The sequence below is a fragment of the Allobosea sp. OK403 genome (assembly GCF_900113835.1).
Taxonomy (GTDB): Bacteria; Pseudomonadota; Alphaproteobacteria; order Rhizobiales; family Beijerinckiaceae; genus Allobosea.
This window is the reverse complement of sequence record NZ_FOQV01000003.1, coordinates 235,448-259,493: the sequence shown is the minus strand read 5'-3', so window position 1 is coordinate 259,493 and position 24,046 is coordinate 235,448. Positions and strand designations below refer to the sequence as shown.

The following is a 24,046-nucleotide window of genomic DNA, read 5'->3' as shown; positions in this document are numbered from 1 at the left end:
CTATCAATCCGCGACAAATTCACAGGCCAGCAAGGTCTTGCCGGGCAGGGCGTCGCTCTCGCGTACCACGATGGAGACCTTGCCCGGGCCGGCAAGGCCCGCCGGGGGCTGCAGCTTCTTCGCAAGCGGCCGCGCATAGCCCTTGCTGGATGTGCCGAGCAGATCCGATGTCTCGCGCTTCAGCTTGTATTTGGCGGCGAGCGCATCGGCCTGGAGGCCCTTGATCAGGACGCCGACAGCGCCATTGGCGAAAAACACCTCATCGCTTTCAAAGCCGTCGCGACCGATCTGCGGGATCTTGTAGATCGCGGCCCCCATTGACGACGTATCAGGCTTGGCAAGCTTTTCAGCAGCCTCATAGATCGCGGTCGACGACGCCAGGGAATAAGGCGGCTTGCACAGGGCTGCGTCATAGAATGTCGAATTGGCGGCAACCGCCATGGTGCTGCCGGCCTGCAGCACAGCGATCGTTGCACAGGCCGTGAAAAGACCGCGACGGAGAGATTTAGGCGCAGGCATTGGTCAATTCCATTGGAGCGGGCCGGACGGCCCGCAATTGATCTTCGGGACAAAACGAATTGCAGTGTCGGGCGACCTGAGAGCATCCATGCCCCCTTTGGGAGGCCATCCGATCAGGTGCTGAGCGTCGCGACCGGAATCACGCGCTCCGTAACGGATCGCCGGGAGCAGCCGTCAAAGCAAGGGCAATTCCCGGGATCCAACAGGTGGCGAGCGCGTGGTAACTCTGGAGCGAGCGAGCGCTTGTTGCTTCGGCGCCCGCTCTCCTTTTCAGCGCCGGCCCGGACCGCCGAACATGCCGTCGAAGATCGATTTCAGCGCGTCCTGATGGCTGTCCTGCACCTGCCGGCCATGCTCGAACATCTGGTTGAGCGCATCGAGCCCGATCGAGCCTGGTCCGGTTGCCGAGGAGGGCGGCGGCGCGTCGTCGGGCTGCTCCTGCGGCTGGGCTTGAGCATTGCGGCTCGTGGGGGCCGGCGCGGGCTGGGCATTCGGCTGCTGCGCGCCGCCCAGCATGCCGGTCAGGATCTGGCCGAGCAGGCCGCCGTCCAGCGGGTTGAGCGGGTTGCCGCTCGCCTGGCCGCCCGGCATCTGCCCGCCGCCGAAGGGGCCGGCCTGGGGCTGGCCCGTCGGTGCTTGGCCCGTCGGTGCTTGGCCATTGCCGAACAGCCCGCCGAGGATGGTGTCGAGCGGGTTGGCGGGGGCTTGCGCTTGGGGCGATGTCGGCTGCTGGCCGGGCATCTGCCCGCGCATCATCTCGGTGAATTGTCCAAGGATGCCGCCGAGGCCCTGATTGTTCGCCGATTTGAACAGCCCGCCCATCACCATGGAGGCGATCACCGGCAGCATCTGCTTGAGGATGGCCTGGCCGACGCCGCTCGTCGCGGCCGCTTGCGCCGCGACGGCGCTGCTGATCTCCTTGGAGCCGAAGAGCTGGCTCAGCACATCATTGCCCATCGTCTGGGCATGGGCGGGAATGGCGCCGCCGCCGGTCTCGAACATCTGGCCGAAAGGCGTCGCGGTCATCATCTGCGCGAGGTTCCCGAAGGCCTGGGGATTCTGCGTCTGGCGCTGCAGCCCCATCGAGAAGGCGGGCAGCAAGGCCTCGATCGCCGACTGTGTCTGCTGCTGGCTGAGCCCGTATTGCCGGGCGATGTTCTGCATGGCCTGCCCGTTCTGGGCCTGCTGCATCATCTCGAACAGGTTCATCATGGCGCGCCTCCGGTTCAGGCATCGCGCCGGAAAGCGGGAGCGATGCGATGATCTATCTGCGGTCTGCCGCCGCCTGGAGCGGAACGATAGCAGCGCCAGTTCGTGAGGCAAGGGAAGCAGAGCGTGACGCGCCCTCGCGCTCCAGCCGGGCGATGCCGCGATAGGCGAAGACGAGCGCGACGATGCCGAAGACGACGGCGCCGAAGACGCAGCCGACCAAGGCGCCCTTCGGCCCGGCATAATGGGCTCCCACGAAGGCGAGCGGTATCGTGCCGAGCGTGGCCCGGCCCCAGCTGAACAGCGTGGAGAGCAGCGGCATGCCGAGATTGTTGAAGGCGGCGTTGGCGACGAAGAGCAGGCCGACGAAGATCCACATCGGCCCCGCGATCAGGCAGAAGAACGTCACCAGCTCCGCCGTCAGCCCCGTCGCGCCGAAGACCGTGACGATTTGCCCGCGCAGCAGCACGAGCAGGAGCCAGGCGACGACGACGCAGGCGACCGCGAAGAGCGCCGAGTCGGTCAGGCCGCGCCGCATCCGGTCGAAGCGGCCGGCGCCCCAGTTCTGGCCGAGGATCGGTCCGACTGCGCCCGACAGCGCAAACAGCGCGCCGAAGGCAACGGGCACGAGCCGGTCGATGATCGCCAGCGCCGCGATCGCGGCATCGCCGAAACGCGCCATCAGCCCGGCGAAGACGGCGTTGGCGATTGGCGTCGACAGATTGGTCAGGATCGCCGGCCCCGCGATCGCCATGGTCTTTCCCCTATCCTCCGCAAGTGCGGCGTAGGTCGGTCTGGCGACGATGTCATGAACCTTGACCGCGCCATGGAAGCCGACCGCCGCGATGATGACGCGCGCCAGAACGATGGCGCAGGCCGCGCCATTGGGGCCGAGACCGAGACCGAAGATGAAGAGCGGGTCGAGCACTGCGGTCGCCAGCCCACCGCCGAGCGTGACGAACATGGCGCGCCTCGCATCGCCGACGGCTCGCAGCACGCCGGAAAAGCCCATGCCGAGCGCCATCAGCACATTCGACGGCAGTACGATCCAGAGAAAGGAATAGGCCACTGCATAGGATTCGCCATGGGCGCCGAGCGTGCGCAGCAGCCAGGGCAGTCCGGGCAGGACGATGATGCTCAGCGCCAACGCCGCCAGCGTCATCAGCGCAAGCGTCGAACCGGCGAGGCGTCTTGCGCTGCCGCGGTCTCCCGCGCCGAGCGCGCGCGCGGTAAGGGCCGTGACCGCGATCATCAGCCCGATATTGATCGAGATCATCAGGAACAGGACGATGGTGGCATAGCCGACGCCTGCCGTCGCCTCCGGCCGGCCGAGCCAGGAGACGTAGAGCAGCGAGAGCAGGTCGACGACGAACACAGCCATCAGCCCGGCCGAGCTGGTCGCCGTCATCACCGCGACATGGCGCATGATCGGGCCGCTGACGAAGACCGCCGGCGGCCCGACTGGGCGCGCGCTCACCGCTCGGGCTCGCCGACGCCGCCGACAGCGACCTCGGCTCCGCCATCCTCGATGACCTCCTGGGTCTCGGGCGTGAGCGCCTTGGATTTGCCCTTGGGCTGGACCAGCGGCTCGGGGGTGACGCGCGGCACCTTGTTGAGCGCGGCGGCGATGCCCTCGGTGAACTGGATCTCCATGCGCTGGGCGTCGCGGTCGCGGACATGGTCGATCACCAGGCTCGCCTCGTCATAGTTCAGCCCGAGCCCTTCCAGCGTGACGCGGCCGAAGCCGAGCGCGGATTCGAAGGTCTCGCGCATCTGGTAGTCGACATTGGCCTTCATCAGGTCGATGGCGTGGATGCGGTCATAGGCGCGTGCATGCAGGCGCACATTCGGGAACTCGGCCTTGGCCATCTCGACGATGCGCAGGGCCGCATCCTTGTTGTCGATGCAGACGCACAGGATGCGGGCCTTGCCCGTCCCCGCCGCGCGCAGCACGTCGAGCCGCGTACCGTCGCCATAATAGATCTTGAAGCCGAACTTGGCGGCGGAGCGGATGCGCTCGACATCCGAATCGATGATCGTGACATCGACATGCTGCAGCAGCAGCGCCTGCGTCACGATCTGGCCGAAGCGACCGAACCCGATGACCACGACGGAGGGAGCGTCCACGCCCTCGAAATCCTCGTCCATCGTCTCGGGCGAGGCGCGCGAGAGGAGGGCGCCGTCGATGAGCTTGGCGACGATCGGCCCGATCAGCATCGAGATCGCCGCCAGCGCCGTCGCGATCGCGCCATGGCGCTCGTCGAGCAGGCCGAGCGAGACGCCCAGCGGCAGCAGCACGAAGGCAAATTCGCCGGCGGGCGAGAGCAGGGCGCCCGCCCGCACGGCCTCCGTCATCGAGGAGCAGGAGGCACGTAGGATCGAGGCCGCGACCGCGATCTTGAACAGCACCAGCAAAGGCGCGGCCAAGGCCAGCAGCAGCCAGTTGTCGAGCACGAGCTTCAAGTCGAGCGACATGCCGACCGCCATGAAGAACAGGCCGAGCAGCACGCCGCGAAACGGCTCGATATCGGCTTCCAGCTCGTGGCGGAAATGCGAATCGGCCAGCAGCACGCCAGCCAGGAACGCACCCATCGCCATCGAGAGCCCGACATGCTCCATCAGCAGCGCAGCGCCGAGCACGATGAAGAGGGCGGCTGCCGTCATCACCTCCTTGGCGCCGGTCTTGGCCAGGATGCGGAAGAACGGGTTGAGCACATAGCGCCCCGCCAGCACGATCGCGGCGATGGCGAGGAAGGCTATCCCCAGACCCGTCAGGGCCTGGCCGGCGCCGCCGGGCTTGGCCTCGGTCGTCGTCGCCAGCAGCGGCAGGATCGCCAGAGCGGGCGCGATCGAGATGTCCTGGAACAGCAGGATCGAGAAGGTGCGCCGGCCATAGGGCTCGTTGCCGTCACCGCGCTCCTCCAGCAATTGCAGCGCGATCGAGGTTGCAGACAGCGCCAGTGCCAGCCCGACCGCGACCGCCCCGCCGACGGACAGGCCGAACCACCAGGCCGCCGCGCCGATGACGCCCGCGCTCAGCGCCATCTGGGCGAGGCCCGCGCCGAGAATGTCCTTGCGCATCGAATAGAGCCGCGACGGCTGCAATTCGAGCCCGACCAGGAAGAGCAACAGCACGACGCCGATCTCGGCTGTGCCGCGGATCGCGTCGGGGTCCTTGATCACGGCCAGCACCGAGGGGCCGATGATGATGCCGGCCGCGAGATAGCCCAGCACTGCCGAAAGTCCGACCCGCCGGAACAGCGGCACGGCGATCACGGCGCCGGCGCAGAAGGTCAGGATCGGCGGCAGATAGCTGGTATGGGAGACGTCGGCCATGAGGTGCTCTTTGCGGGGGACGAGGCCAGTGCCCGCATGCGGAACCGGCCTGCCGTCAATCTAAGGGCGCCGGCGCGTTTGTGCGAGGGGGGCGTGCTCGATCACGCCATGGCTTGTTGGCGCTGCAGGAACTCGGTGGCGAGTGTATCGACCTCCTGCCATGAGGTCGCGATATGGGTGGCGCCCGCGGCGCGCAGCCTTTCGGCATGAGCGGCCCTGATATGAGAGGCTGCGCACAGGCCGATACTTTCCATTCCAGCAGCGGCAGCGGCCTTGATGCCCCCAGTGCTGTCCTCGATCACGAGGCAGGATTCGGGGTTTGTGCCGAGCTTGCTGGCTGCGAGCAGGAAAATGTCGGGATGCGGTTTGCCCCGTGCGACCATCTCTGCGCTGAAGACGTTCTGACCGAATTGGGATGCGAGGCCGAGCACGTCGAGGCAGAGCGTCAGCCGCTCGATCGAGCTCGACGAGGCAATGCAGCGTGGAATCGCGTGGAAGCGTGCGATGAAGGCGCTCGCGCCTTCGACCTCCCTAAGGTCCGAGCGAAATCGGGCGAGCGTCGCCGCCTTCAGCGCATCGGAGAAATCGGGTGGCAGCTCGGCGCCAAGATCGCCCTCGATCGCGATCACGACATCGCTCCATCGGCGGCCGCAATAGCGGGTGAGGGCGTCGTCCAGTGTGGTCGGGTGGCCGAGCGCGCTGACCGCCTCGGCGAGAACCAGATTCGCGAGGGACTCGCTGTCCGCCACCACGCCGTCGAAATCGAAAATCAGGGCCGCCATGCTGCTCTCGGTCGAAAGGATCTGTCTGAACGCCGCGTGGCGCCGTCACGCGACCGCACGGCTTAGATCAGGCTCTGTGACTTGCGTATGTCGGTCCTGCCGGCGTCGCTCGGCCTTGCCTTGATATGCCACGGTCACGCCAGCGGCCCCGATCAAGAGGTGGATGGCGAGCCAGTGAGCGCCCTGCGCCCTCGACCATGGTGTATCGCAAGGCCAAGCCTGCGCCCGATGCCGGTCAGGCGGTAGCCGGCGCGTTCTGGCGGAATGGCGCCATCTGCGCCTCCAGCGCGCGGGCGAAGGCCGGGCGATTGAGGCAGCGCGCGCGATAGGCTTCGAGCGTGGGGAAGCGCGCGAGGATGTCGTCGGGCACGTCGCGCAGCACCGTCGCCATGATGAGATCGCCGGCGGTGAAGCGCCCGTCGAGATAGTCCTTGCCCGCGAGCCAGTTGCTCAGCGCCTGAAGGCGCATCACCACCATCTCGACGATCTGTGGCCGGCGCTCGATCGTCCAGGCCTCGCCTTTGTGGAAGATGTCGGTGCTGGCCAGGCCCGAGACATGCGGCTCGATCGAACTCAAGGCCGCCAGGACCCAGGTCACCACGCGGGCGCGGCCGGCTTCGTCCTCGGGTGCCAGAGCCGAAGATTTCCGCGACAGGTAGAGCACGATCGCGCCCGATTCGAACATTTCGACGCCGCCGTCGCGATAGGCCGGCACCTGGCCGAAGGGCTGCCAGGCGCGATAATCCTCGGACGCCTGGTCGTCGCGGCCAATCAGCGTCGCCTCATAGGGAATGCCGGCTTCTTCAAGCGCCCAGCGCACGCGCAGGTCGCGGACATGGCCCTGCGCGAAGGGCGGCACCCAGCGGAAGGCGGAGACATGGGGCGTCGAGACCTGGGGCGTGGAGACATGGGTCGTCATGGCGTTCTCTCCTGGTTGTGCGAACTTGCGGTCACCACCGTTCAAGTCATGCCCGGCCAACTGGCCAGGAGGGTGAGACCGTGTCGCGTTTGTGCAGGGTCTGGAGCGTCGAGCGTCGCCTCCAGAGCCTCGTGCATGGCAAGCCAGACCGGCAGCGCGGCTGCGAGCCGCTCATGGCCAGCCGGCGTCAGGGCCGCGCGGCGAGCCCTGCGGTCCCTGGTATCGGCATGGATCGTCGCAAGCCCGTCGCGCATCAGCGGCTTCAGGGCTGCGGTCAAGGTCGTGCGGTCGGCGCCGAGCACGCTGGCGATCTGGCTGATCGAGGCCGCGCTCGGGCGGTTGAGCGCCATCAGCAGCGAGAATTGCTCATTGGTCAGCCCGTATGGGCGCAACGCCTCGTCGAAACGCCGCGCCAGAACGCGTGCCGCGCGTTGTGCGTGCAGGCACAGGCAACGGTCGCGGACCATCAGGGTCGTCTCGAACGGGATCTTGGCTGCAGGTATGCAGTGAAGATAAGTTGATATCAACTTATCTGTCAACAAGTCGCACCTGCTGCGATGGCTGCCCGGCTATGCGGCCGCCGATGCGCGGCTTCCTTGACATCGCCCCTTTCACCCCGAAAGAAGACGCTCATTCTCTGGAACGATATCCGCGCGTGAAACCGCCGCTCGACATTCTGCTCTGTGCTCCGCGCGGCTTCTGCGCTGGGGTTGTGCGCGCCATCGACGCGGTCGAGAAGGCGCTGATCCTGCATGGCGCGCCGGTCTATGTCCGCCATGAGATCGTGCACAACAAATACGTCGTCGAATCGCTGAAGCGGAAGGGCGCGGTCTTCGTCTCCGAATTGTCGCAGGTGCCCGATGCGACGCGGCCGGTGATCTTCTCCGCCCATGGCGTGGCGAAATCGGTTCCAGCCGAAGCCGGTGAGCGCAATCTCTTCGCCATCGACGCGACCTGTCCGCTGGTCACCAAGGTGCATCGCGAGGCGGAGGTGCATCACAAGCGCGGCCGCCACATCCTGCTCGTCGGCCATGCCGGCCATCCCGAGGTGATCGGCACCATGGGGCAATTGCCTGCTGGCGCGATCACCTTGATCGAGACGCTCGACGATGTCGCCGCGCTCGAGCCGCCGGCCGACCAGCCGCTCGCCTATGTCACACAGACGACGCTCTCGGTGGACGACACCCGCGAGATCGTCGCCGCCTTGCAGGCGCGCTTTCCCGATCTGATCGCGCCGCATAAGGAAGACATCTGCTACGCCACGACCAACCGTCAGGAAGCGGTCAAGCGCGTCGCGCCGCAGGTCGATGCGCTGATCGTCGTCGGTTCGCCCAATTCCTCGAATTCGCAGCGCCTGCGCGAGGTCGCCGAGCGCGCCGGCTGCCCGGCGGCGCGGCTCGTCCTGCGCACCGACGAAATCGACTGGTCGGTCTTCGGCAACATCCGCAGCCTCGGCATCACGGCCGGCGCGAGTGCGCCGGAGGTGTTGGTCGAGGAGATCATCGACGCTTTCGCGCAGCGTTACGACGTGCGCGTCGAGACGGTCTCGACGGCCGATGAGAACGTGTTCTTCCCGCTGCCGCGCGAATTGCGCGGCGAAGCGGCGCCGACCGCGGCCGAGTGAGCGCGAGCAGGAGAGAGCGAGCTTTTGGCCGTCTATACCGAAGTACCTGATGATGAACTGGCCGCCTTCGTGGCGCGCTACGGCATTGGCGATCTGCTGGCCGTCAAGGGCATCGCCGAGGGCGTCTCCAACTCGAATTTCCTGCTGCACACGACGCAGGCCTTCTTCATCCTGACGCTCTATGAGGAGCGGGTGGATGCAGGCGATCTGCCCTTCTTCATCGGCCTGATGGAGCATCTGGCCAGGCGCGGGCTGATCTGCCCCTTGCCGGTCAAGGACAAAGACGGGCAGGCGGTGGGCCAGCTTGCGGGCCGCCCGGCCGCGATCGTCACCTTCCTTGACGGCATTTCGGTGCGGCGCCCCAATGCGACGCATTGCGCCGAGGTCGGGCGCGGGCTCGCCTTGCTGCATCAGGCCGGCGCGGATTTCAGCATGGAGCGGGTGAATTCGCTGGCGGTGCCGGGCTGGCGGCCTCTCGCCGAGCAGGCTGGCGCGGCGGCCGACACGGTCTCGCCGGGGCTCGGGCGGCGCGTGATGGCTGAGATCGAAGCGCATGAGCGCTCCTGGCCGCAGGACCTGCCGCGCGGCGTCATCCATGCCGACCTCTTCCCCAACAATGTCTTCTTCATCAAGGACAGGCTCTCGGGGCTGATCGACTTCTATTTCGCTTGCACCGACGCCTTCGCCTATGACCTCGCCATCTGCCTGAACTCCTGGTGTTTCGAGGCTGACGCCTCCTTCAACCTGACAAAGGGCCAGGCGCTTCTGGCCGGCTATGAGAGCGTCCGCCCGCTGACGCCGGCCGAGGTCGCGGCGCTGCCGCAGCTCTGCCGCGGCTCGGCGCTGCGCTTCCTAGTGACGCGGCTGGTCGACTGGCTGAACGTGCCGCCCGGCGCCCTGGTGAAGCCGCTCGATCCGCTCGAGTATGATCGCAAGCTCGCCTTCCACCAGCGCGTGACGGATGCACGCGATTATGGGTTGAGGCGATGATGATGCGAGCCTTCCCCGCGTCCGTATCTGCCGTGAGCCTGCCATGAGCGAAATTGTTGAAGTCTGGACGGACGGGGCCTGCTCGGGCAATCCCGGCCCCGGCGGTTGGGGCGCGATCCTCTCCTTCAAGGGCACGCAGAAGGAGCTGTCGGGCGGCGAGGCGATGACCACCAACAACCGCATGGAGCTGATGGGCGCGATCTCCGCCCTGGAGACGCTGACGCGGCCCTGCACCGTGGCGCTGCACACCGACAGCCAGTATCTGCGCCAGGGCATCACCGCCTGGATCCATGGCTGGAAGAAGAACGGCTGGAAGACCGCCGACAGAAAGCCGGTCAAGAACGAGGAGCTCTGGAAGCGCCTCGACGTTGCGCTCGGCCGCCACAAGATCGAGTGGAAATGGGTCAAGGGCCATGCCGGCAATGAGATGAACGAGCGCGCCGACGCGCTCGCGCGCGCAGGCATGGCGCCGTTCAAGCCGGGGCGCTGAGGTGAGCAGGCGTGCCCGCGCCGCCTATGGCTTTGCCACGGCGGGGCATTTGCTCTCGGATAGCGGCCAGACCGTCTCCTCAGGAGCGATCGTCCGGACGATCTCGAAATAATCCCAGGGTCCCTTCGAATCCGCCGGCTTCTTGACGCGGGCAAGGTACATCTCGCGCAGGATACGGCCGTCGGCGCGGATCGTCGCGCCCTTGGTGAAGGCGTCGTTGATCGGCATGGCCCGCATCGCGGCGGCCACTTTGTCCGGGTCATCGGTGCCCGCTTCCTTGATCGCCTTGAGGTAATGCAGCACGGAGCCGTAGACCCCGGCATGGAGCATCGAGGGCATCATGCCCGTGCGCTCCATGAACTGCTTCGACCAGGCGCGCGAGGCCTCGTCCCGATCCCAATAGGAGGCGGTGGTCAGATAGGTGCCCTGGGTCGCCTTCAGTCCGAGGCTGTGGACGTCCTGCAGGAAGAAGATCAAGGCCGCCAGGCTCTGCCCCTGTTCCGTCAACCCGAATTCGCCGGCCTGCTTGATCGCATTGATGGTGTCGTTGCCGGCATTGGCGATGCCGATGACCTTTGCGCCCGAGCTCTGCGCCCGCAGCAGGAAGGACGAGAAGTCGGCGTTGTTCAGGGGATGACGCACGGAGCCTACGACCTTGCCGCCATTGGCCTCCACCACATCGGTCGCATCCTTCTGCAGCTGGTGGCCGAAGGCGTAGTCGGAGGCCAGCATGAACCAGGAGTTGCCACCGGCCTTCACCACCGCCGCGGCCGTGCCGTGCGACACCGCATAGGTGTCGTAGGTCCAGTGGAAGCCGTAGGGCGAGCATTGCTCGTTGGTCAGCGCCGTCGTGCCGGCGCCGGAATACATCACGATCTTCTTCTTTTCGCGAGCGAGCGACTGGACGGCCAGCGCCACGGCCGAATTGGGCACGTCGACGATCGCGTCGACCTTGTCGATATCGAACCACTGGCGCGCGATCGTCGTGCCGAGATCGGCTTTGTGCTGATGGTCGGCGGCGACGATCTGGATCGGCTTGCCGAGCACCGTGCCGCCAAACTCCTTCACGGCGAGTTCTGCCGCCACGACCGAACCCTTGCCGGTGATGTCGGCGGTGACGCCGGCCATGTCGGTGAGCACGCCGATCTTGACGACGTCGTCGCTGACCTGCGCCTGTGCGGTGCCCAGGCCGGTCAGCGCCAGCAGCGCCCCGGCCAGCAGAGTGGTCTTCATGATGTTTCTCCCCGTTTTTATGGCCGCTTGCCGCGGCGTCTCGATTGAATGCGGTGTCAGAGGCCGCGGCCGCGCAACCAGCCGATCAGCCGATCGGCGACGACGTCGCTGTTGTCCTCGATCATCGGCATATGGCCGTTGCCGCTGATGCCCTCATCCGGCAGCCAGACGAACTCGGCGCCGAGATAGCGGGCCGTCGCCTCGTCCATGGCACGTGGATGGCGCGGGTCGTGCTCGCCCGTCACGATCAGGATCGGGGTGCGCGCGAGCGCGGCCGGGTCGGCGATCCGCAGGCCGCGCCCGCCGATGTTGAAGCGCTCGTTGAAGAGCCGGGCGCTCTCGGGAACGATCGAGAGCCGATATTGCGCGAAGGCCTCGTGCGGGAAGCGCGGCGCATTGGCCCAGAAGCTGCGCATAAAGGTATCGTCGACCGTGACGGGGCGGTCTTCCGGCAGCATCACCGGGCAGCCGAGGCTGACATCGTGGCTCAGCCGGGCGACGGCGGCGGGATCGTCCGGCAGGACCGGCAGGATATTGGCCGGCGCACCTGGCGCGACGCCGATGATGGCGGCAACCGCATGCGGCGCACGCTCGGCGATCCACCAGCCCATCGGCCCGCTGGCGGAGTGGACGAGCAGGATGGCCGGACCGACCCTGTCGAGGAGAGCGAGCAGAGCCTCGGCGATGTCGCGGGTCGGCAGCCGCGCGAGGTCCTGGCAAGCCGGCGAGCGCCCATGCCCTGGCCAGTCGACGACGAAGGCAGCATGGCCGGCAGCAGCGAAACGGGCCGCCCAGCCTTCGCGGCCGTCGGGCGTTGCGAGATAGCATTGCCCGGTATGGCATCCGCCATGGACCATGACGACCGGCAGGCGAGGCCGCGCCGTCATGGCCGGGATATGGTCGACATAGATCGGATGCGCCGGCGTGCCGCTGAAGAAGGCGCGGCCATACGGCAGAGGCGGGGCGACGACGCGGGAGCCGGCGGGAGCGGTGATGTCCATGCGATCCTCCCCGGGAGATCGCTACGAGGCGATGTCCTCTCATTGCCGGGGATGGTAGGACTGCCGCGTCATGACATCAACAAAAAAGTCTCATATGAGACCGATATCGGAATCGGATGACGCGGGCGATGGCGAGGACGGGCTGCGGGCCATCCTCAACGGCACGGATATCCCGACCGCCTACAAGATCGGCTACATCCTGAACTTCTACCGCGAGCCGTCATTCCGCCGGATCGAGGCGGAGTTCGGGCTGACGCGGCCGGAGATCGTCATCCTGCTCGCCCTGCATTTCCGCGATGGGATCACGGCGGCCGAGTTCTGCGAGTTCTCCGGCCATCTCAAGGCGGGCGTCAGCCGGGCCGTCATCGCGCTGGAGAAGAAGGGACTGATCCGCCGGCAGGCCGACAGCACCGACAGCCGCCGCCAGCGCCTGTTCATCACCGATGCCGGCCGTTCGCTCTACCAGCGCTACGCACCCGCTTTGCGTACCCGCGAGGCCGCCATGCTTTCCTGCCTGTCACCGGCGGAGCGCGAGCAGTTCGACCGTCTGCTCGACAAGCTCGCGGCGCATGTGCCGCATTGGGGCTCGCTCTCGGAGCTGTAGTGGAGTCGGCGCGCTTGGCCGCCACAAGATCGCGTGGAAATGAGTCAAGGGCTATGCCGGGCCGAGATGAATGAGCGCGCCGACGCGCTCGCCCGTGCCGGCATGGCGCCGTTCAAGCCGGGTCGGTAGGGCGCACGGGCATGGCGCCGCCCCTTCCCAGCTCGGACCAGGTTGTGAGAGGATCGTCGGCCTGAACGGTTCATGTCCACGGAGTCTCGCGATGCCCAAAGCCTATTGGCTCAGTTCCTATCGCTCGGTCAGCAATCCCGACGCGCTCGCGGCCTATGCCAAGCTGGCTGGCCCGGCCATTGCCGCCGGCGGTGGCAGATTCCTGGCGCGCGGCTTGCCGGCACAGGTCTACGAGGCTGGGCTCCAGCAGCGCACCGTGATCATCGAGTTCGACAGCGTCGCGCAGGCGCAGGCGACCCATGACAGCCCGGCCTATCAGGAAGCCCTGGCCGCGCTCGCCGGCGGAGCGGAGCGCGATCTCCGCATCGTCGAGGGCGTGTAGAGCACGCTGATTTTCCGCGGAAACAGACCGTCATTCCGGACAAGCGGCGAAGCCGCGCCGCTTCGGAATCCATCGTAGAGCGCGGGAGCCCTCCGATGGATCCCGGGGCAAGCCGGAATGACGGCGATGGCTGAGCCTCAGCGCCAGCCAAGAGCCGGCGCGACATGCTTCAGGATCATCTCGATGACATGGGCGTTGTAGGCGACGCCGAGCTGATTGGGCACCGTCAGCAGCAGCGTATCGGCCTCGGCGATCGCTTCGTCCTGCGCCAGTTCCTGGATCAGCTTGTCCGGCTCTGCCGCGTAGCTGCGCCCGAAGATCGCGCGGGTGTTGTCGTCGATGAAGCCGACCTGGTCGTCGCCCTGGTTGCCGCCGCCGAAATAGGCGCGGTCGCGGTCGTCCGCCAGCGCGAAGATGCTGCGGCTGACCGAGACGCGTGGCTCACGCGCATGTCCGGCTTCCTTCCAGGCCTCGCGATAGGCGCGGATCTGCTTTGCCTGCTGGATGTGGAAGGGCTCGCCGCTCTCGTCGTTCTTGAGCGTCGAGCTTTGCAGGTTCATGCCGAGCTTGGCGGCCCAGATTGCGGTGGCGTTGGAGCCGGCGCCCCACCAGATGCGCTCGCGCAGCCCCTCGGAATAGGGCTCGAGCCGCAGCAGCCCGGGCGGGTTGGGAAACATCGGCCGGGGGCTGGGCTTGGCGAAACCCTGGCCGCGCAACAGGTCGAGGAAGACCTCGGCGTGCTTGCGACCCATATCGGCGTCGCTCTGGCCCTCTGCCGGCTCATAGCCGAAATAGCGCCAGCCATCGATCACCTGCTCCGGCGAGCCGCGGCTGATGCCGAGCTGCAGGCGCCCGCCGGCGATGAGATCGGCGGAGCCGGCATCCTCCGCCATATAGAGCGGGTTCTCGTAGCGCATGTCGATGACGCCGGTGCCGATCTCGATGCGGCTCGTCCTGGCGCCGACGGCAGCAAGCAGCGGGAAGGGCGAGGCGAGCTGGCGCGCGAAATGGTGCACGCGAAAATAGGCGCCGTCCGCGCCCAGCTCCTCGGCCGCGACTGCCAGATCGATCGATTGCAGCAACGTGTCGCCCGCCGAGCGCGTCTGGGATTGCGGCGAGGGCGTCCAATGCCCGAACGAGAGGAAACCGATCTTCTTCATGGCTCGACGCCTGTCGCTGCCCGCGAACGCAGCTGCGCTCCACGGAAAGAGGGATGTCCGAGCGGCTGGCGCGGGCGCCGTGCCGTCTGACGGATGTGTCCCTCATATAGTGGGCCGTAGCAGTGCCAGGGTTGCATGCACGCACATGTCCCCATGCGCTGGCGCAGTTCTGGCCGACGCACAGTCTCGGCAGGGACGGCGACAGGCCGTGCGGAGTTCGTTAGCTCAGCGCCTGCCGATAGACGATGAAGCCGGATTTGTCCGCAACCTTGTCGTAGAGTTCCTGGGCCTGCAGGTTCGTCTCATGGGTCTGCCAATAGACCCGGAAGGCGCCCTCGACCTGGGCCATCTCGCGCACGGCCTCGATCAGCTTGCGCCCGACGCCGCTGCCGCGCGCCTCGGCCACGGTGAAGAGGTCCTGCAGGTAGCAGATGTCCTTCGCGCTCCAGGTCGTGCGGTGCAGCACCCAGTGGACGATGCCGAGCGCTTTGCCGTCGCGCTCGGCGATGAAGCCGCCCATCGGCTCCGTGCGGCCGGTCAGGCGGGCGAAGGTCAGGTCGTAGAGCTCCGGCGACAGGGCGCTCTTGTAGAAGGTCAGATAGCCTTGCCAGAGCGGCTCCCAGGCGGCGCGGTCGCTCGCGACGAGCGGGCGGATGGTGATGTCTGACATGGCTGTGCCCCCAAGATAGGCGCCGAAGCTAGCGCGCGCCTCGGGAGCTGTCTCATGACAAGGCGAGATCGCATCGATCACTGGGGCATGGGCATTGAAGCGGCCCGTGCCTTGCCCGGCCGCAAGCCCGTCGGAAGCCGGCGCATGAAAAAGCCCGCGACGCCGGGCGTCGCGGGCTCGTATCTGCGTGGCCAGGGGGCAGCTCAGAGCTGCGTCAGCAAGTTCTCGGCGCCGGAGATCTCGGCCTTGCCCGGGCCTTCCTCGATGTTGAGCGAGGTCACGACGCCGTCCTCGACGATCATCGAATAGCGCTGCGAGCGGGTGCCGAGGCCGAAGCCCGAGCCGTCGAGCGAGAGGCCGATCTCCTTGGCGAAGTCGCCGTTGCCGTCGGAGAGGAACTCGATCACGCCCGCGCCGCCGGTCGCCTTCGACCAGGCGTCCATGACGAAGACATCGTTGACGCCGGTGACCATGATCGCATCGACGCCCTTGGCCTTGATGTCGGCGGCGTTGTTGAGATAGCCCGGCAGATGGTTCTTGTGGCAGGTCGGCGTGAAGGCGCCGGGAACGGCAAAGAGGACGACCTTCTTACCCTTGAACAGGTCGTCGGTCGTCTTGGCGGCGGGGCCGTCCGCGGTCATCACCCGGAACGTCGCCTGGGGAAGCTTGTCACCTACCTTGATGGTCATCGCGCCTGTTCTCCGTGAAGCCTGCGGCTTGCGCCGCGAGGTTCACGAATTAGGGCTTGGCGGCGGGGATGTCGAGTTCCAGCCGCGTCTCGACCGCATTCGGCGAGCCGCGTAATGTGACGATGAACGGCGTCGGCCCCGAGGCGCCCTTGGGCCTGTCCTTGAGCCTGACCTTGGCGAGGACGGTTCCGTCGGCCTGCGGCATCAGCACGGTCTTGCCGAACGACCACATGCCGGGGCCCTCGACGAAGACATCCTCGACCTTACCGTCGGGCGGCGTGCGCAGCACGAATTTGAGGCCCGGTACTGGCGAGGTTTCATCCAGCCGCGCCTCAGCGATCGACAGCATGTCCTTGTGCTCGCCGAGCTTGGCGCGCACCGGGACACGCGCCTCGAACTGCTCCAGCCGCGGCGAGGTCACGGATGTGACGCCGGGCTCCAGCCAGAGCCGGGCCTCGCCTTTGGTTGGGATGCAGATCTTGTCGCAGACGGCATAGTCGAGCTTGAGAACCAGCATGACGGGCTTGGACGGGTCGACCGGCTGCACCGAGACCGGGATGACGACCTCGCTGACATAGCCCAGCGAATAGCCTGCGCCGTCAGGGAAACGTTCAGGCGCCGGCCAGCGCACGTCGAGGCCGCCGACATTGTCCGAGCCGCTCCAGTCGAACACCGGCGGCACGCCGAAATCGCCCGGGCTGCGCCAATAGGTCTTGTAGCCAGGGGCCAGCGCGATCTCGATGCCGACACGTTGCTTGCCCGAAGCTGCGGTCGCGCCGGCGATCAGGCGCAGCGATGCATTGTCGCCCTTCGACCATGACGACATCACCGCCTCCTGCGCGAGGGCAGGGACGCTCAGCGCCGAAGCGGCGATCGCGAGCAAGGTCAAAACGAGTTTCACGATGCTGACTTATGTGTTCCGGCGCGAAATAGCGAATACAGTCCACTCATTTTCGGCAACGATTGCGTGAGGCGCATGCGTCCAGTGGATGCAGCATGATTGGGGCGCAATCGCGATCTCCGATTTTCATGCGCCCCCCCGGTTCCCAGCGCGGGGGAAAGTGATCTAGCATGGGGCCATGAAGATTGGCTCAAATCAGCGCGTCAGCGGCCGCAGCTATCTCGACGGGCAATGCTTGATCGCAATGCCCGGCATGACCGACGCGCGTTTCAGTCGCAGCGTCATCTATGTCTGCGCCCATTCCGAGGATGGGGCGATGGGGATCATCGTCAACAAACCGGCTGCCGACACCAGGTTCCCAGACCTCCTGGTCCAGCTCGACGTCATTCCCTCAGACGAACTGATCCGCCTGCCGAGCCAGGCCGAGCGCATGCAGGTTCTGCGCGGCGGGCCGGTCGAGACCAAGCGCGGCTTTGTGCTCCACACCGCTGATTTCTTCCTGGAATCGGCGACGCTGCCGATCGATGACGGCATCTGCCTGACGGCGACGCTCGACATCCTGCGCGCCATCGCCATCGGCAGCGGGCCGGAGAACGCGATCCTCGCGCTGGGCTATGCCGGCTGGGCTGCAGGCCAGCTCGAGAGCGAGATCCAGTCGAATGGCTGGCTGCATTGCGCGGCTGACCCGGAGCTGCTTTTCGACGACGGCATCGAGACGAAATATCACCGCGCTCTGGGCAAGATCGGCATCGACCCGGCTTTCCTGTCGAGCCAGGCCGGGCACGCCTGAGCCTCTGCGTCATTCTCGGGTGAAGCCCTCGGGTTCGATCCGCGATCGGCCCAAGGAAAAACGCCGCGCAGAACCGAGAATCTCCGGCATAAGATGCCCGGCTCGAGCCCGAGCGTGACGCGCGTGCCTCAAGCCGCTTCGGACGAGCTCGCGGCCGCTGCCCCGACCAGGCGCCGCGCCTCGGCCGCGGTCATCGGCTGGCCGAAGATGTAGCCTTGCGCGTATTGGCAGCCGAGCTGGTAGAGCTCGATCGCGTCGGACTCGCTCTCCGCGCCCTCCGCGACCACGTCCATATGCAGGTCTGCGGCGAGCTGGACGATCGAGCGCAGGATCACCGGCGGCTTGCCGTTGCCCATCTGGCGCACGAAGCTCTGGTCGACCTTGATCGTGTCGAAGGGGAAGCGCTGCAGATAGGACAGCGAGGAATAACCCGTGCCGAAATCGTCCAGCGACAACCCCGCGCCGAGATCGCGGATGCGGCTGAGCATCTGGGCGGCGTATTCCGGGTTCTCCATCACCAGGCTCTCGGTGATTTCGAGCTTGAGCGTGCCGGGCAGCACACGCCGGCGGCCGAGCACGGTCTTGACGTCGTGCAGCAGGTCATGGCGCAGCAATTGCCGGCTGGAGACGTTGACGCTGGCGAAGATCGGCGGGTCGACTTCGAGCGCCGCCTGCCAGGCTTCCAGCTCGCGCGCCGTGCGGTCCATGACATAGACGCCGAGATCGACGATCAGCCCGGTTTCCTCGGCGATGGCGAGGAAGTCCTGCGGCATCAACCGCCCCTCGCGCGGATGGTCCCAGCGCACCAGCGCCTCGAAGCCGGCGATGGTGCGGTCCTCCAGCCGGACGATCGGCTGGTACATCACCTGGATCTCGCCGCGCTCGATGGCGCGGCGCAGATCGCTTTCGAGTGCCAGCCGGTCGTTGCGGTCTGTCCGCATCGCCGGCACGAAGACCTCGATCTTGTTGCCGCCCTGGCGCTTGGCATGGGCCATGGCGAGCTCGGCGTTCTTCAGCGCATCGTCCTTGCGCGCAGCCGGCGCGGGGTCGAACAGGGCGAGCCCGATCGAGGGCGTCAGGAATATCTCCCGCTCCGCGAAGGTCACCGGCGTCGAGACGGCGCGGCGCACCAGTTCGGCCAGCGCCAGGATGCGCTCTGGGTCGCGCTCCGAGACCAGGATCATCGCAAACGTGTCGCCGCCGATGCGGGCGAGCGTGTCCTGCGCCCTGAGCAGGCGTCCAAGCCGGCGCGCCAGCGTCAGCAGGATCGAATCGCCGGCGGAGAAGCCGACGGATTCGTTGACCTGCTTGAACCGGTCGATATCGATCACGAGCACGGTGGGGCGGATGTTCTCGTCGGCGCGGCAGAAGCCGAAGATCGCGCCCAGCCGGTCCTGGAAGAGCTTGCGGTTTGGCAGGCCGGTGAGGTTGTCGTGGACCGCGTCGTGCAGCAGCCGCTCCTGCGCGGTGCGCTGCTCGGTGACGTCCGAGAGCGTGCCGATGACGCGGATGACCTCGCCATCGGAGCCGATGACCGGCCGCGCCTTGAGGTTGAACCAGTGATAGGCGCCATTGGCCGAGCGCAGGCGCGAATCGAGGTTGAGCTTGCCGCGGCGCTGCTCCAGCACCGCGTCGAGCGTCACGCGGTAACGATCGCGGTCGGCGACATGCATGTGTTCGAGCCAGCGCGCGGCCGAGCCTTCGAGCGAGCCGCGCGGCAGTCCGAGCAGCGCCTCGATCTGCGGGGAGACGAAGATCTTGTCGGCGGTGACGTCCCAGTCGAAGACGAGGTCGCCGGCGCCCGAGAGCGCAAGCGCCCGCCGCTCCGTATCCGAGACCAGGCCTTGCGAGACCGCGCCGCCCGCAAAAGCATGCTGGATCACGGTGAAGCCTATCAGCAGCACGATCAGCACCAGGCCGCCCAACAAGGCAGGCGCGACGAGATCGCGCTGAAATTGCCCGGTCACGGTGAAGCCGGCGGCGGTGACCCAGACCGCGAGCAGGAACCAGGTCGGGATCAGCATCACGGCGCGCTCATAGCCATGCGTCGCCAGATGCAGGATCAGGACGAAGCCGACCGCCGCGACCGCCGCGATCGAGATCCGCGCGATGCCCGACGCCATCGGCGCGTCGAATACGGCAAGCCCGAAGAGCCCGGCAAGGCCGAGGATCCAGACGATGGTGACGTGGCTGTAGCGCACATGCCAGCGCGCCAGATTGAGATAGGCGAAGAGGAAGACGAGCAGCGTCGCCGCCAGCACCACCTCCGCGCCGGCGCGATAGATGCGCTCGATCGCGGGCGTCAGCGGGAAGATGCGCTGGAAGAAGCCGAAATCGAGCCCGGCATAAGCGAGCACGGCCCAGGCCAGCGCAGCCGCAGCCGGAAAGATCACCGCGCCCTTGACCACGAAGATGATGGTCAGGAACAGCGCCAGCAGGCCGGCGATGCCGATGATGATGCCCTTGTAGAGCGTCAGCCCGTTGGTCTTCTGGCGATAGGCCTCCTGCTCGTAGAGATAGAGTTGCGGCAGGTTCGGCGATTTCAGCTCGGCGACGAAGGTCACCGTCGTGCCGGGGTCGAGCGTGATCAGGAAGACGTCGGCATCCGGGCTCGCCTCGCGGTCGGGGGAGAGGCCCTGGCTCGCGGTCACAGCCTCGATGCGCCGGTCGCCGAGATCGGGCCAGATCACGCCCGAGCCGATCAGCCTGTGGAAGGGCGCGACCAAAAGCCGGTCGATCTGCTCGTCGGAATCATTGGTCAGCGCGAAGACGATCCAGTCCGGCCTCGCACCGGATTCGCGCGCCCTGACCGCGATGCGGCGCACGATGCCGTCGGGCCCCGGCGCGGTCGAGATCTGGATGACGTCGCCGTCCGACTTGTTGCGCTCCACCACATTGGTCAGGTCGATCACCGCGGTGTCGACGGGAACGCGCACGGCTTCCACGGCAAGCGCCGGGCTCGCCGTCTCGACGGCGAACCAGAGCGCGAGGCCGGCAAGCGCGAGGCCAATCCGGAGAAGTCGATCAGGAATGGACAAGCGCGGCTCGGAGCTGGGACGGAAAGTGATCATTCGAATGCTAGAGCCTTGCGCGAAAAAGTGGGTACCGGTTTTTCGCATGAGCAATGCTCTAAACTTTTAGAAGCGATCACGTCGCATTCGGACGGAACCGTCCGAATGCGACGTGATCTAGCAACCAGTCGTATCGGCGGCTCATGGCGAGGGCAAGGCGAGGAATCGGCCAGCCCACCGTCACTTTTCCATCGGCAGACGGTCGCTGGACAGGGCAGCATAGAGCAGATGATCGGCCCAGGAGCCGTTGATGCGCAAATAGGCCCGCGCCATGCCCTCGCTTTGAAAGCCGACCCGTTCCAGCAGGCGCTTCGACGGTGCATTGTTGGGCAGGCAGGCGGCTTCGACACGGTGCAGTGCGAGATCCTGGAAGGCGAAGCGCAAGGCGCCGCGCACGGCCTCGGTCATGTAGCCCTTGCCGGCATGGCGCTCGCCCATCCAGTAGCCGAGCGTGCAGGCCTGGGCGACGCCGCGCCTGACGAGGCCGAGCGTCAGCCCGCCGAGCAGGATGTCCGAGCGCGTGTCGAAGATGAAGAGCGAATAGGCCTCGTCGGTCGTGATCTCGCGGGCGGCGCGCTTGACCCGCAGGCGGAAGGAGGTCCGCGTCAGATCGTCCTCGTTCCAGACCGGTTCCCAGGGCGTCAGGAATTCGCGGCTTTCCATGCGCAGCACGGCCCAGGCGGCGTAGTCGGTTGCGACCGGCGCGCGCAGCGCGAGGTTTTGCGTGCGGATCAGCGGGCGCGTCGGAGGATCCGTCGTGAAGCGGAAGAGCGCCATCGCGGCTTAGTCCGGGACGCGGGCTGCGTGGAGCAGGCGCTGGGCCGGCGGCAGGCCCTGCAGCGGTCCAACCGCCGCAATCGTCGGCTGGTGGCCGAGCAGCGAGTGCCCGGCGGCGCGGACGTCTTCCAGTGTCGCCGCATCGAGCCGCGCGGCAAGCTCTTCGCGCGGGATGGCGCGGCCGAAGAGCAGGACCTGGCGCGCCATCTGCTCCAGCTTGCCGCCGGGGCTTTCAAGCGAGGCCAGAAGCCCGACCTTCATCTGCGCCCGGGCGCGCGCGACCTCGACCTCGCTGACATCCTCGGCCGCCTGGCGCAGACAGGCGAGCGCGACATCGATCAATTCGCCGACATCCTCGGGCGCAGTGCCGGCGCTGATACCGAAGACGCCACAATCCGAGAAGGGCCAGTGGAAGGCGTCGACCGCATAGGCGAGGCCGCGCTGCTCGCGGACCTGCTGAAACAGCCGCGACGACAGCCCACCGCCGAGCACCGAGGAGAAGATCTGCAGCGGGTAATGCGCGCCGTTGCTGAAGGGCTGGCCGGGAAAGCCGAGGACGAGATGGACCTGCTCTTCGTCGCTCTTGATTCGGGCCTCGCCGCCGCGATAGTGGCCCGCCTCGCGGGGGGCGGCGGTGGCGGGCCCGGGGGGCAGGGCGGAGAGATGCTTTTCCGCCAGGGCGACGAGTTCGGCATGGTCGACAGCGCCCGAGGCCGCCAGCACCATGTTGCCGGCATGGTAGTGCCGCGCCAGATAGGCGCGAATCGCATCGGGCGTGAAACCCTTGACCGTCTTGGCCGTGCCCAGGATCGCTCGGCCGAGCGGCTGGTCGGGAAAGGCCGCCTGCAGGAAGCGATCATAGACGAGGTCGTCGGGCGTATCCTGGACGGCGCTGATCTCCTGCAGGATCACGCCCTTCTCACGCTTGAGCTCTTCGGCGGTCAGCGCCGGCGCGGTCAGGATATCGGAGAGGATGTCGACGGCCAGCGGCAGGTCGGAGCCGAGCACGCGAGCGGTGTAGCAGGTGTATTCGACTGATGTCGCGGCGTTGAGATCGCCGCCGACGCTCTCGATCTCCTCGGCGATCTCGAGCGCATTGCGCCGCGCTGTGCCCTTGAAGGCCATGTGCTCGAGCAGATGGGCGAGGCCGTGCTCATGGGGCAGTTCGTCGCGCGAGCCGGCACCGATCCAGATGCCGAGCGAGACCGTCACGGCATGGTCCATATGCTGCGAGACGATGCGCAGGCCCGAGGGCAGCGTCGTCAGTCCGACATCGGGGTCGTGCACGCCATGGCCGTTGCCGGTCGGCGCCGCGATGTCGGCTGTCTCGGCCGGGCCGGTTGCGCTCATGCCGCCGCTCCCCGGACCGCCCGCGCATTCTGCCGGACGAAATCCTCGATGCGGGCGAGATCGTTCGGCAGCAAGGTGAAGCGCTCCTGGCGCTCCATCAGATCGGCGAGATGGGCCGGCAAAGCGGGCGAGACGCCGCTCGCCGCCTTCACCGCCACGGGGAATTTCGCGGGATGCGCCGTGCCGAGCACGATCATCGGCGTGGCCGGATCGGCCTTGAGGCCGCGCCGCGCCGCACTGAGGCCCACCGCCGTATGCGGATCGAGCAGATAGCCCGACTCGCGCCAGGTCCGGTCGATCTCGGCGGCGGTCTGCGCTTCGTCGATCGAGGTGGCGTCGAACTCATTGCGGATCTTCGCCAAGGGCCCGGCTGCGATCTCGAAACGGCCGGACTGCTGCAGCGATTGCATCAAACGGCGCACGGCAGCGCCGTCGCGGTCATGCGCCTCGAACAGCAGACGCTCGAAATTCGACGAGATCTGGATGTCCATCGAGGGCGAGGTCGTCGCGGCGACGCCGCGCATCTCGTAGACGCCGCTCGCCAGCGTCCGCGCCAGGATGTCGTTGCTGTTGGTGCCGATCAGCAATCGCTCGATCGGCAGCCCCATGCGCTTGGCGACGAAGCCGGCGAGCACATCGCCGAAATTGCCGGTCGGCACGGCGAAGGAGACCTTGCGCGCCGGTCCGCCAAGCGCCACCGCCGAGGTGAAGTAGTACACGCTCTGTGCCGAGACCCGGGCCCAGTTGATCGAGTTGACGCCGGAGAGGCCGATCTCGTCGCGGAAGGCGTGGTGGTTGAACATCGCCTTCAGCAGATTCTGGCAATCGTCGAAGGTGCCGTCGACCGCGATGGCGTGGACATTGGGGGCGTCGACCGTGGTCATCTGCCGGCGCTGCACATCCGAAACCCGCCCCTGCGGGTAGAGGATGAAGACATCGACGCGGGCAAGGCCCTTGAAGGCATCGATTGCCGCCCCGCCGGTGTCGCCCGAGGTCGCGCCGACGATGGTGGCGCGCTCGCCGCGCAAGGCCAGGACATGGTCCATCAATCGCCCGAGCAACTGCATCGCCACGTCCTTGAAGGCGAGCGTTGGGCCATGGAAGAGTTCGAGCACGAAGAGATTGTCACCGAGCTGCGTCAGCGGACAGACGGCCGGATGCCGGAAGCCGGCATAGGCCGCCTCGATCATCTCGCCCAGCGCTTTGGTCTCGATGTCGCCATCGATCAGCGCGCCGAGCACGCGTTCGGCGACCTGCGCATAGGATTTTCCGGCAAAGCCCGCGATCTCGCTCTGCGGCAGGACAGGCCAGGATTTCGGTACGTAAAGCCCGCCATCGCGGGCAAGCCCGGCGAGAAGCGCATCGGAAAAGGAGAGCGCGGGCGCTTCCCCGCGAGTGGACACATGCAGCACGGCGTTTG

General features: G+C 66.9%; 23 protein-coding genes and 1 pseudogene. 7 read left to right on the top strand and 17 right to left on the bottom strand.

Going from position 1 to position 24,046, the window contains the following annotated elements:
- Positions 1-3: 3 nt before the first annotated feature.
- From BMZ97_RS12565 to BMZ97_RS12535, 7 genes are all read right to left on the bottom strand, one after another.
- A complete protein-coding gene (locus BMZ97_RS12565) occupies positions 4-519 on the bottom strand; it encodes a hypothetical protein (RefSeq protein WP_092169629.1) in 516 nt (171 codons plus the stop codon).
- A gap of 270 nt (positions 520-789) precedes the next feature.
- Entirely contained in the window at positions 790-1,731 is a 942-nt protein-coding gene (locus tag BMZ97_RS12560; RefSeq protein ID WP_092169626.1) for a DUF937 domain-containing protein, read from the bottom strand.
- A 52-nt stretch (positions 1,732-1,783) separates the two neighbouring features.
- Positions 1,784-3,205 (bottom strand): MATE family efflux transporter, encoded by a 1,422-nt coding sequence (locus BMZ97_RS12555; RefSeq protein ID WP_244546382.1) that lies wholly within the window; start codon positions 3,203-3,205, stop codon positions 1,784-1,786.
- Positions 3,202-5,064: a monovalent cation:proton antiporter-2 (CPA2) family protein gene (locus tag BMZ97_RS12550; protein ID WP_092169624.1), complete on the bottom strand. Its 1,863-nt coding sequence runs from the start codon at positions 5,062-5,064 to the stop codon at positions 3,202-3,204. The genes BMZ97_RS12555 and BMZ97_RS12550 overlap by 4 nt, the downstream gene beginning before the upstream one ends.
- Before the next feature lie 101 nt (positions 5,065-5,165).
- Positions 5,166-5,846 carry an HAD family hydrolase gene (locus tag BMZ97_RS12545; protein ID WP_092169621.1) on the bottom strand — a complete coding sequence of 227 codons (681 nt, stop codon included), beginning with the start codon at positions 5,844-5,846 and terminating at the stop codon, positions 5,166-5,168.
- A gap of 235 nt (positions 5,847-6,081) precedes the next feature.
- Positions 6,082-6,765: a glutathione S-transferase family protein gene (locus tag BMZ97_RS12540; protein WP_092169619.1), complete on the bottom strand. Its 684-nt coding sequence runs from the start codon at positions 6,763-6,765 to the stop codon at positions 6,082-6,084.
- Between the two features lie 41 nt (positions 6,766-6,806).
- On the bottom strand, positions 6,807-7,232 hold the full coding sequence (locus BMZ97_RS12535) for a MarR family winged helix-turn-helix transcriptional regulator (protein WP_092169616.1): 426 nt from the start codon (positions 7,230-7,232) through the stop codon (positions 6,807-6,809).
- Between the two features lie 188 nt (positions 7,233-7,420).
- Here BMZ97_RS12535 and ispH point away from each other — a divergent pair, with 188 nt between their 5' ends.
- The 3 genes from ispH to rnhA are packed head-to-tail and all read left to right on the top strand — an operon-like array spanning position 7,421 to position 9,869.
- The gene (ispH, locus tag BMZ97_RS12530) at positions 7,421-8,389 is read left to right on the top strand and encodes a 4-hydroxy-3-methylbut-2-enyl diphosphate reductase (RefSeq protein ID WP_244546381.1); all 969 of its coding nucleotides are present in this window, start codon (positions 7,421-7,423) and stop codon (positions 8,387-8,389) included.
- Positions 8,390-8,413: 24 nt separating this feature from the next.
- The gene (locus BMZ97_RS12525) at positions 8,414-9,379 is read left to right on the top strand and encodes a homoserine kinase (RefSeq protein ID WP_092169613.1); all 966 of its coding nucleotides are present in this window, start codon (positions 8,414-8,416) and stop codon (positions 9,377-9,379) included.
- 43 nt (positions 9,380-9,422) lie between these two features.
- Entirely contained in the window at positions 9,423-9,869 is a 447-nt protein-coding gene (gene rnhA, locus BMZ97_RS12520; protein WP_092169611.1) for a ribonuclease HI, read from the top strand.
- 24 nt (positions 9,870-9,893) lie between these two features.
- On the opposite strand, the gene BMZ97_RS12515 is transcribed toward rnhA, so the two are convergent.
- Complete coding sequence (locus BMZ97_RS12515; protein ID WP_092169608.1) at positions 9,894-11,102, bottom strand: ABC transporter substrate-binding protein; 1,209 nt, start codon at positions 11,100-11,102, stop codon at positions 9,894-9,896.
- A 56-nt stretch (positions 11,103-11,158) separates the two neighbouring features.
- Positions 11,159-12,103: an alpha/beta fold hydrolase gene (locus BMZ97_RS12510; protein ID WP_092169605.1), complete on the bottom strand. Its 945-nt coding sequence runs from the start codon at positions 12,101-12,103 to the stop codon at positions 11,159-11,161.
- 94 nt (positions 12,104-12,197) lie between these two features.
- Between BMZ97_RS12510 and BMZ97_RS12505 the strand changes: the two genes are divergently transcribed.
- The 3 genes and pseudogenes from BMZ97_RS12505 to BMZ97_RS12500 all read left to right on the top strand — a co-directional run bounded on the left by BMZ97_RS12505 (position 12,198) and on the right by BMZ97_RS12500 (position 13,218).
- Positions 12,198-12,707: a MarR family winged helix-turn-helix transcriptional regulator gene (locus BMZ97_RS12505; RefSeq protein WP_244546380.1), complete on the top strand. Its 510-nt coding sequence runs from the start codon at positions 12,198-12,200 to the stop codon at positions 12,705-12,707.
- A 19-nt stretch (positions 12,708-12,726) separates the two neighbouring features.
- Positions 12,727-12,836 (top strand): annotated as a pseudogene (locus BMZ97_RS31550) (ribonuclease HI); the annotation flags it as partial.
- A gap of 91 nt (positions 12,837-12,927) precedes the next feature.
- Positions 12,928-13,218, top strand: coding sequence for a DUF1330 domain-containing protein (locus BMZ97_RS12500; RefSeq protein ID WP_092169601.1), 291 nt, complete (start codon positions 12,928-12,930; stop codon positions 13,216-13,218).
- Positions 13,219-13,355: 137 nt separating this feature from the next.
- Here BMZ97_RS12500 and BMZ97_RS12495 read toward each other — a convergent pair whose 3' ends face one another.
- The 4 genes from BMZ97_RS12495 to BMZ97_RS12480 all read right to left on the bottom strand — a co-directional run bounded on the left by BMZ97_RS12495 (position 13,356) and on the right by BMZ97_RS12480 (position 16,638).
- Entirely contained in the window at positions 13,356-14,378 is a 1,023-nt protein-coding gene (locus BMZ97_RS12495) for an LLM class flavin-dependent oxidoreductase (RefSeq protein ID WP_092169599.1), read from the bottom strand.
- Positions 14,379-14,598: 220 nt separating this feature from the next.
- Positions 14,599-15,048 carry a GNAT family N-acetyltransferase gene (locus tag BMZ97_RS12490; protein ID WP_092171322.1) on the bottom strand — a complete coding sequence of 150 codons (450 nt, stop codon included), beginning with the start codon at positions 15,046-15,048 and terminating at the stop codon, positions 14,599-14,601.
- Between the two features lie 203 nt (positions 15,049-15,251).
- Positions 15,252-15,737: a peroxiredoxin gene (locus tag BMZ97_RS12485; protein WP_092169596.1), complete on the bottom strand. Its 486-nt coding sequence runs from the start codon at positions 15,735-15,737 to the stop codon at positions 15,252-15,254.
- Between the two features lie 49 nt (positions 15,738-15,786).
- Complete coding sequence (locus BMZ97_RS12480; protein WP_244546379.1) at positions 15,787-16,638, bottom strand: protein-disulfide reductase DsbD domain-containing protein; 852 nt, start codon at positions 16,636-16,638, stop codon at positions 15,787-15,789.
- A gap of 178 nt (positions 16,639-16,816) precedes the next feature.
- Here BMZ97_RS12480 and BMZ97_RS12475 point away from each other — a divergent pair, with 178 nt between their 5' ends.
- Complete coding sequence (locus tag BMZ97_RS12475; RefSeq protein ID WP_092169593.1) at positions 16,817-17,428, top strand: YqgE/AlgH family protein; 612 nt, start codon at positions 16,817-16,819, stop codon at positions 17,426-17,428.
- Positions 17,429-17,556: 128 nt separating this feature from the next.
- Here BMZ97_RS12475 and BMZ97_RS12470 read toward each other — a convergent pair whose 3' ends face one another.
- The 4 genes from BMZ97_RS12470 to thrC form a co-directional block, all read right to left on the bottom strand.
- The gene (locus BMZ97_RS12470; protein WP_244546434.1) at positions 17,557-20,439 is read right to left on the bottom strand and encodes an EAL domain-containing protein; all 2,883 of its coding nucleotides are present in this window, start codon (positions 20,437-20,439) and stop codon (positions 17,557-17,559) included.
- A 240-nt stretch (positions 20,440-20,679) separates the two neighbouring features.
- Complete coding sequence (locus tag BMZ97_RS12465; protein WP_092169588.1) at positions 20,680-21,276, bottom strand: GNAT family N-acetyltransferase; 597 nt, start codon at positions 21,274-21,276, stop codon at positions 20,680-20,682.
- Positions 21,277-21,282: 6 nt separating this feature from the next.
- Positions 21,283-22,626: a M16 family metallopeptidase gene (locus tag BMZ97_RS12460; RefSeq protein WP_092169586.1), complete on the bottom strand. Its 1,344-nt coding sequence runs from the start codon at positions 22,624-22,626 to the stop codon at positions 21,283-21,285.
- A complete protein-coding gene (gene thrC, locus BMZ97_RS12455; protein WP_092169583.1) occupies positions 22,623-24,038 on the bottom strand; it encodes a threonine synthase in 1,416 nt (471 codons plus the stop codon). Before thrC ends, BMZ97_RS12460 begins: the two co-directional genes overlap by 4 nt.
- Positions 24,039-24,046 lie beyond the last annotated feature (8 nt).